The organism is uncultured Rummeliibacillus sp., from assembly GCF_934216135.1.
GTDB lineage: Bacteria > Bacillota > Bacilli > Bacillales_A > Planococcaceae > Rummeliibacillus.
Genome location: NZ_CAKQBI010000055.1, coordinates 1 through 9241 on the forward strand (window position 1 = coordinate 1; position 9241 = coordinate 9241).

The window sequence follows — 9241 nt, forward strand, 5'->3', positions numbered from 1 at the left end:
TTAAAATACTAGAACAACAGTTATTTGTTAAAGATAAGCAACTAGAAAATAAAGATAGCCAAATATCGCAAATGCATAATCTGTTAGATCAGCAACAACGTTTAGCCCTACAAGATAAAAAATTATTGGAAGAATATAAAGAAGAAATCAAAGAGTTAAAATCATTAACAACTCAATCAACACCTGCTACTTTATCCAAGGATGTTAACAAACCCAAAGATATAGAGATAAATAAGAAAAAGCGACGTTGGTGGTCATTCGGTGAGTAAGGAAAAATATTATTTAGAAGGGGTGTTGGGAGAAAATGAAAAATTTTAATAATATTGATGAACGTGTAGTGGATGATTTAAAAAAAGAACTAAAAGCACAGAGCAAGTTAAAAATTGCTGCAGCATCATTTTCAATCTATGCGTATGAAGAATTAAAAAAAGAGTTAGAAAAAGTTGATCAAATTCAGTTTTTATTTACTAGTGATCTATTTACGAAAGAAAAAGCACCGAAAGAAAAAAGAGAGTTCTTTATTCCTCGTCTAAATCGTGAAAGTCAGCTGTATGGGAATGAATTTGAATTAAGAATGCGCAACGAATTATCTCAAAAGGCCATCGCTAAAGAAGCTGCAGAATGGATTCGTCAAAAAGTTACGTTTAAGTCAAATATTTCTGGTCAACGTTCTGATAATTTCATGGTCGTGGAAAATAAAGGAAATATAAATGTATATGCACCTTTCGATGAATTTACAACCGCTGAAATTGGAACAACAAAAGGTGAAAAGCTTTTTTATAATATTTCAAAATTCGAAAATGAAAATACACAACAATTCTTAAATGCATTTGAGCAAGTTTGGCATAATCAGGATTATGTCGATGAGGTAACGGATACGGTATTAGATAATATTACGGCTGCATATCAAGAGAATGCCCCAGAGTTTATCTACTATATTGCGTTATATAATTTGTTTGGTGAATTTTTGTCTGATTTAGATAAGGATTATATTCCTGATGAACGTACAGGGTTTAAAGACTCAAAAATCTGGTCATTATTGTATGATTTTCAAAAGGATGCTGTGTTGGGATCCATTAGTAAATTAGAGAAACACAATGGTGTTATTTTGGCAGATTCTGTTGGTTTGGGAAAAACGTTCTCAGCTATAGGAGTCATTAAATATTATGAATCACGTAATAAAAATGTCCTAGTTTTAGTACCGAAAAGATTGAAAGATAATTGGAATAATTACAAGAATAACTACAAAAATAACCCATTAGCTGAAGATCGTTTGCGGTATGATGTCTTATTTCATACAGATATGGATCGCAAACGTGGTGAAAGTAATGGAATTGATTTAGGAAAGATAAACTGGGGGAATTATGATTTAGTCGTAATTGATGAAAGTCATAACTTTAGAAATGGCGAGGGTACTACACATAAAAAAGAAGAAGGTGTAGAAAATCGTTACCAAAAGCTAATGCGAAAAATTATTAAATCAGGAGTAAAAACAAAAGTCTTAATGTTATCTGCAACTCCTGTGAATACCGATTTTTCTGATCTACGTAATCAATTGATGCTAGCATCGGAAGGTGATAGTAGTAATCTTACGAAAACTTTGACTACTAAAAAAACAGTAACAGAAATTTTTGGTCAAGCTCAACGAGCGTTTAAAGATTGGTCTTCTTTGGAAACTGAAAATCGTACAACGGAGTACTTACTTGATATGTTGGATTTTGATTTTTTTGAGTTATTAGATAGCGTGACTATTTCTCGTAGTCGTAAACATATAGAAAAATATTATACTCAATCGGATATTGGGAAATTTCCAAAAAGATTAGCTCCAATTAACGAAAGTCCGAAATTAACAGACTTAGATATAACCTATAATGATCTATTTCAGTTTATCGATTTGCTAAATCTGGAAGTTTATACGCCGCTTAAATATGTGTATCCCTCTAAAATAGAGAAGTACACAGATCAGGCAAAAGCTGGAGCTTCAAGTTGGGCAAATCGAGAAAAAGGACGCAATCAGCTGATGATTACGAATTTACTCAAACGAGCTGAAAGTTCTATTCATGCATTTACATTAACAAGTGAACGAATTTTAGATAATATTCGTTTGAAATTACAAGTTATTGAAGAGTATAAACAATCAAAAAATGGCATTGTAAAAAGCGATACAGATGATTTTGAAGATGATGTGTTTACCGTTGGACAGGACTTAAAAATTGATCTAGCAGATATGGATTATCAATCATGGGAAAAAAAATTAGTAGCGGATAAGTATGTGTTTACTGAACTATTGGATGTTGTAAATCGTATTACTACGGAACACGATACAAAGATGGCAACACTTCAAGAACTAATTTTTAAAAAGATAGATAATCCGATTAATAAAGGAAATAAAAAGGTCCTAATCTTCACGGCTTTTTCTGATACAGCAGACTATTTATATAAATATTTATCTAATCAATTAATCCAAAAAGATGGGGTTCATACAGCTTTGATATCGGGAACACGAACAGAGTCAACCATTCCAGGAAGAAAAAACGATTTTAATGAGTTGCTTACTTTATTTAGTCCCAAATCTAAAAATCGTGATGCATTAGGTTTAGATGGTGAAATTGATGTAGTGATTGCGACAGATGTCATTAGCGAAGGTCAAAATTTGCAAGATGCAGATTATCTAATTAATTACGATATCCACTGGAATCCCGTTCGTATTATTCAACGTTTTGGTCGTATTGACCGAATTGGATCTACCAACGATGTCATTCAAATGGTCAATATTTGGCCTGATATTAGTCTTGATGAATATATTAATTTAAAAGCACGGGTTGAGAACCGAGCAAAGTTAGTGGCTATATCCTCAACAGGGGAGGATACCATCGATAATACAGATCCAGATATGGAATATCGTAAAAAACAACTAGAAACGTTACAGAATGAAGTGGTTGATTTAGAGGATATGTCAAGTGGCATCAATATTATGGATTTAGGTCTGAACGAGTTTCAACTTGACCTGCAAAAATTGAGGGAAAAATACGGAGATTACGAAGCAAAGCCCTATGGAATTCATGCGATAACAAAGGCTGATAGTAATCATCCAGCAGGTGTTATCTTTGTTTTAAGAAATCGAAACAACGCTATGAATATAGACAAACAAAATCGATTACATCCGTTTTATTTAGTCTATATCGCTGAAAATGGTGAGATTATTTCGAATCATTTTAATCCTAAAAAAATTCTAGATGATATGCGGTATCTATCCAGAGAAAAATCTGTACCGATTGAGAACCTCGTGCAATCATTTAACATAGAAACACTTGAGGGGAAAGATATGAGTAAGTATTCGAATTTACTGAATCAAGCAATTGATTCAATGATTAATGGTAAACAAGAAAAAGATATTGATAGTCTCTTTACGACGGGAGGCACCACAGCTTTAGAAAATGATATCAGTGGATTAAATGATTTTGAATTAATTGATTTTTTAGTTGTTAGGAGTGAGTAGATGATCCTAGAGATTCCAAAACAAGCAGTTGTGAATCGTATTATTCCCAAAGATCGATTTAACTTTGATGATGCTACGAAGATTGAGCGTATCCGTTGGGTGGGTAAACTTGCGCCTAATACAATTAATCTGCCTGCTAAAAAAATACAGGAAATTGAGGTTTTTAGTGTTGACATGCCCGAATTTGATTTAAATGTTATTAAGGAGATTGTCACTAAAATACCGCAAGAGATTCTATTCATCGTCAATGATGAACTTGCTATAATGTACTATCAAGGAAAATGTATTTCTAAAAAAGTAAAAAATCATCTGCAAATTAAAGGATTATCTATTGATGAGGTTCGTGACAATTTTATTCGTCAATTGTTAGATATTGGGGATATCTCTAAACCATTGAAGAAACAAGTAGATGAAATACAGATAATCAATGGATTGGAATTGGAAATAGATCGAATCAATACACAGATTAAAAAATCTATCCAAACTAATAAAAAACAAGCATTGGCTAGAGAAAGATATACAATAGAACAGAAACTAGCCAAATTAAAAGGAGAATAAAGATGTCTGATAGACCAGAAAAAATCAATTTATCTGATGTTCATTCACGTCAAGTAGATACTGATTTATTGAATGAATTACGTGAGTTATTTGTCAAGGCAGAAGAACAAAAAGAACGTTACGATTTTACTTGGAACGGAAAAGCCAAATCCTATTTTGAAGCTGCAGCACCAACCACTAAAACACTGCGTGCACAGCCGGAAGAAAGTGTAGATTTTGAAAAATCTGAGAATCTATTTATTACGGGGGATAATCTTGAAGCATTGAAATTATTGCAAGAATCTTATCTTGGAAAAATAGATATGATTTATATTGATCCACCCTATAACACAGGAAAGGACTTTGTTTACCAAGATAACTTCAAAAAAACACAAAAAGAGAATGACGTATCAGAAGGAATTTTAGATGAAGATGGGAATCGATTAGTAAAGAATGAAAAAACCAATGGTCGCTACCATTCTGATTGGTTAACTATGATGTATCCACGCTTAAAGTTAGCTCGAAATCTGTTATCGGATACAGGTGTTATTTTTGTCTCTATAGATGATAACGAACAAGCAAATTTAAAATTGTTAATGGATGAAACCTTTGGTGAGGATAATTTTATTGGGAATTTATCAGTCGAAAATAATCCTAAAGGCAGAAAAAACGCTAAGTTTATTTCCGTTAGCAGTGAGTTTGTCATCTTATACGCTAAAAAAATTAATGAATCTAAATTTATTGAAAACATACCGAAAAGATCCACAGAAATGATTAAAGATGAGAATGGTAATTTCGTTCATAATAGCGGAAAACGCATTCTGGTAGGGGAAAATAAATTTAATGATGTAGTTACTAACTACAGTTCTAAAAAACATTACAGCGTTTACTATCAGCCTGAAAAACAGAAAATTCATTTTAGAAAAGAGAAGGACATACTCGATATTGATAATGAATTAATTGGTGAAGGATATATTCGATATATTTCAGAAACAAATAATAAATTTGTAGAAAATACGTACTCTATAGATAAATTTATGGAACTTTTTGAAACTAATTCGTTACAGTTTACAGATACTAAAATTTTTGAAAAAAATTTTAGTACAACGAAAAGATTAAAAAGTATCGTAACCAATTTAAAGTATCAAGCAATTATTAACAATAAGCCTACTGATTATCATCTAGATCTAACTACCACAAAGGCCAAACAAAAACTCAAATTACTTTTTGATAACCGTGAGGTATTTTCTTCGCCAAAGAGTACTGATTTAATCAAATTATTTTTAACGTTGTTTAGCAGTAAAAATATTACGGTTTTTGATTTTTTTGCAGGTTCAGGTACTACAGCAGATGCAGTAATGCAACTAAACGCAGAAGATGGTGGTAATCGTAAGTTTATCCTCGGTACCCTTGATGAAGAGACTCCTGAAGATTCAGAAGCACGTAAAGCGGGATATACTACGATTGATAAAATTTCTCGAGAAAGAATCCGTCGTGCTGCTGAAAAAGTTGGTGATAAAAGTGGTTTCCGTGCCTTAAAGGTGGATTCCACAGGTTTAAAAGAAGATGTCTTTAAAACAGCTGGTGAACTCGATCAAATAGATTTACTACAAGATATTGATAATCACTCTGATAACCGTTCGGATTATGACTTACTCTATGACGTGTTAGTAGATGGTGCGTTAGAATATAATCGACCAATTACGATTGACACGATGAATGATGAACAGATTATCAAATATGATTATTTAGGAGAATTATCGGGAGTAGTATGCTACTTTGGTGGAAACTTAACAGATGAATTAACACGCCAAATTGCCACACTCAAACCTTTGATTGCAGTCTTTAAAGAATCAACTTTTGATAAATCCGCTCAAAAGGTGAATGTGATGGAACAGTTCCGTATTATCAGTCCTGATACGAAAGTGAAGGTGATTTGATGCGAAATTATCAAATAAATCTGGAGGGTCAAAGATGAAACTTCAGTATAAGAACCAACAATTTCAACTAGATGCCGTAGAGGCGATTACTTCTATTTTTGAAGGACAGCCTAGGCAAACCAGCATGTCTTATATGATGGATATAGGGAAAGAAAAAAACATTACTTTAGATATTGTCAATGGATTTAAAAATGCAGATATTTCATTACCAGATAGTGATCTTTTAAAAAATATTCAAGCAACGCAAAAAAAGAATGGCATACTTACGGATAATAAACTTGTTAAGATGTCCATTGGTGGTAAGGATAAAAATACAAAGATTGATAACTCGAAAGATTGTTTGACTTTAACAGTGGAAATGGAAACTGGTACGGGTAAAACATATACGTATATCAAAACTATGCTTGAATTAAATAAGCAATATGGTTGGTCGAAATTTATCATTGTCGTTCCGAGCGTCGCTATTCGTGAAGGTGTCGCCAAAACATTTGAGTCTACCGCCGAACACTTTAAACAAGCATACGGTGTTGGTGTTCGTCACTTTATTTATAACTCTATTCAACTGGATGAAATCGAAGCCTTTGCGAGTGATGCTGGAATCAATGTGATGATTGTTAATACGCAGGCTTTTAATGCACGTGGAGCTGATGCACGGCGAATCGACATGATATTAGATCAATTCCGTGGACGCCGTCCGATTGATGTAATTGCAGCAACGAATCCAATTATGATTATAGATGAACCGCAATCAGTTTTAGGAAACGGATCAAAGGCCGAACTGAATGCTACACGTGTTGGCTTAGCAAAGTTTAACCCTTTATTTTTCATTAATTACTCAGCGACACATCGGGATAACTATAATATGGTTTATCGATTGGATGCTGTGGATGCATATCAAAAACATCTAGTAAAAAAAATAGCGGTGAAAGGAATTGAAATATCAGGTTCAAATGCTTCTAGTGGCTACCTGTATCTCGAATCTATTAAAGAGAAACCGGCATTAAAAGCACGGATTCAATTTGAAAAGTTATCCGCTACAGGAAATGTTGTAAAGACATCAAAATTGTTAGATAAAAGAGACAACATTTACCCTCTTTCGGGTGAAATAGAATCTTATAATAGTGGATTTGTCGTTTCAGAAATTAATGCGGTGGATCAATTTGTTGAGTTTACGAATGGACTAAAACTATCTGTTGGAGAAGTTGTTGGAAATACCAATGATGAGGATTTAAGGCGCATACAAATTCGTGAGACCATCCATTCTCATCTTGCTAAAGAAGAAAGCCTGTTCAAACGTGAAATTAAAACATTATCATTATTTTTCATTGATGAAGTAGTCAAATATAAAGATTATGAAGCTATTGATGATAAAGGTACGTACGCAAGAATTTTCGAAGAAGAATACGAAAATATTGTACGAGATCGATTAACAGATACTTTATTAGATGAAAAATATCGAACTTATCTTGAACGTGAATTGGAATCTCCAGAAAAGGTTCATGCTGGATACTTTTCGATCGATAAAAAAGGAAAATCTGTTGATAGCAAAATCAAACGTGGTAGTGAATCGAGTGATGACATTTCAGCATATGACCTGATTATGAAAAATAAAGAGCGTCTATTATCATTTGAAGAGCCTGTTCGATTCATTTTCTCTCATTCAGCGCTAAAAGAAGGTTGGGATAATCCGAACGTTTTCCAAATTGCGACATTACGTCAATCTTCATCGGATATTAAAAAACGACAAGAAATCGGTCGTGGATTACGTTTAGCGGTAAATCAAAAAGGTGATCGCCAAGATGAACAATCTTTGGGTGAAAACGAGGTTCAACAAGTAAATGTATTGACTGTTATCGCCAACGAAAGTTACGAAAGCTTCGCTCGGGATCTTCAATCGGAAATAGCGGATGCAATCAAAAATAGACCAAAACTTATCGAACCTAAATTATTTGAAGGGCGAGAACTTGTTGTAGAAGACAGCAATGGACAAGTGACTGCAAAAATGGTGGTTGATAATACGCAGGCAGCCGGAATATGGGCCAGCTTAAAATCAGGGAAACTGATCGAAAAAAATAAGCAAACTTCTTCTACTTACCAAAACCTATCAGCTACAGAACAACTAGAGGCTATTCAGGAAGTTTTAGATGAAGAATTTCAAGTATTCGCCCTTCCAATTCAAAATTTAATAAATAGTGTATACAATCTCAAAGATCTACCTATTGAAAATGAGAATAAACGAACTACTTTAAAATTAACCCGTGAAAAATATGCAAGTAAAGAATTTAAAAACTTATGGTCAAAAATAAATCGTAAATCTTACTATACAGTCGATTTTGATGATCAAGAAATTATTGAAAAGTCGATTCAACTTATCAATAAAAATTTAACTGTTAAAACACTAAAAGCTCGTATCACTGAAGGCAATATGCAAGCTACTGATACAGGGACAATATTTACAGTAGATGGTAAGCGAACAACTGATATATATAGTCCGGTAAATACTGTTAAATATGATTTAATTGGAGAAGTTTCTCAAAATGTAGGATTACTTCGCAAAACAGTTGCATATATTTTAAGTGGTATCCACCATGAACAATTTGCAAAATATCAATCAAATCCTGAAAACTTCATTGTACAAATTAGCAACATCATCAATGGTGTAAAAGCACAAAATATTATCTCGCATATTGTTTATAACAAATTAGATGAAGTATGGGATGAAGATGCCATATTTGCTAATAGTGATATTCAAGGAATTATGGGGCAAAATGTATTTGATGCGAAAAAACATCTGTATGATAAAGTTCGAGTGGATTCTGAAGTGGAAAAACGATTTGCTAGTGATCTAGACGTCGAACAGAATGTTGAAATGTATGTTAAGTTGCCTGGTGGATTCTATATAAATACGCCAGTAGGTAAATATAATCCTGACTGGGCGATTGTCTTGAATGAAACGGATCATAAACATGTCTATTTCATTGCCGAAACCAAAGGGGTTTCAGAAAATATTGAACTAAGTTTAAAAGGTGTTGAAAATGCTAAAATCGAAGCCGCACGTCAGCATTTTAAAATCATTTCTAATAGTGAAGTAACATATGACGTTGTTGACAGCTATGACAAGATGATGGATAAATTATCTTCACACATCTAAATAGGGTCCATAATTAGAAATAACCCCTATAAAAAACTACGCGAATTGTAAAATTAAGTTAGAAAAATAAAAAGGCATTTATGGTACACTCAAATTGTATTTCCGACGAAAGAA

The 9241-nt window shown here is 33.1% G+C and carries 5 protein-coding genes; all 5 read left to right on the forward strand.

The features are described from left to right. On the forward strand, positions 1-269 hold a 269-nt coding region (locus tag Q0977_RS17390), incomplete at its 5' end, for a DUF536 domain-containing protein (protein WP_299516179.1). A 35-nt stretch (positions 270-304) separates the two neighbouring features. Next, the gene (locus Q0977_RS17395) at positions 305-3499 is read left to right on the forward strand and encodes a helicase-related protein (protein ID WP_277902096.1); all 3195 of its coding nucleotides are present in this window, start codon (positions 305-307) and stop codon (positions 3497-3499) included. Beyond that, a complete protein-coding gene (locus Q0977_RS17400) occupies positions 3500-4057 on the forward strand; it encodes a DUF4391 domain-containing protein (protein WP_200782783.1) in 558 nt (185 codons plus the stop codon). Between the two features lie 2 nt (positions 4058-4059). Continuing rightward, entirely contained in the window at positions 4060-5976 is a 1917-nt protein-coding gene (locus Q0977_RS17405; protein ID WP_277902095.1) for a site-specific DNA-methyltransferase, read from the forward strand. Between the two features lie 34 nt (positions 5977-6010). Further along, on the forward strand, positions 6011-9127 hold the full coding sequence (locus tag Q0977_RS17410; RefSeq protein WP_277902094.1) for a type III restriction-modification system endonuclease: 3117 nt from the start codon (positions 6011-6013) through the stop codon (positions 9125-9127). The last annotated feature ends 114 nt before the right edge of the window (positions 9128-9241 follow it).

What these genes read in the sequence shown, in the direction of transcription:
- Q0977_RS17405 (WP_277902095.1), top strand. Translation starts at nt 4,060, where the DNA reads ATGTCTGATAGACCAGAAAAAATCAATTTATCTGATGTTCATTCACGT.
- Q0977_RS17395 (WP_277902096.1), top strand. Translation starts at nt 305, where the DNA reads ATGAAAAATTTTAATAATATTGATGAACGTGTAGTGGATGATTTAAAA.
- Q0977_RS17400 (WP_200782783.1), top strand. Translation starts at nt 3,500, where the DNA reads ATGATCCTAGAGATTCCAAAACAAGCAGTTGTGAATCGTATTATTCCC.
- Q0977_RS17410 (WP_277902094.1), top strand. Translation starts at nt 6,011, where the DNA reads ATGAAACTTCAGTATAAGAACCAACAATTTCAACTAGATGCCGTAGAG.